Here is a 239-nt window from a genome sequence, read left to right on the forward strand (position 1 = left end):
CGAGCCCCTGCTCGCCGACGTCGAGGTCGACGTCTACGTCGCCCCGCCGGCGCTGCTCGAGCAGATCACCGGATTCGTGCTGCACCGCGGCGCGCTCGCGTCGATGCACCGCCCGGAGCTGCCCACGGTCGCCGAGCTGTTGCGTGAGGCGCGGCGCGTCGTGGTGCTCGAGGACATCGTCGACCACACCAACGTCGGAGCCATCTTCCGGGCGGTCGCGGGACTCGGCGCGGATGCGG

General features: G+C 72.8%; 1 pseudogene. It reads left to right on the forward strand.

What is annotated here, in order from left to right:
- Positions 1-239 (forward strand): annotated as a pseudogene (locus FJ658_RS15385) (rRNA methyltransferase); the annotation flags it as partial.

The organism is Schumannella sp. 10F1B-5-1, assembly GCF_006517535.1.
Lineage (GTDB): Bacteria > Actinomycetota > Actinomycetes > Actinomycetales > Microbacteriaceae > Schumannella.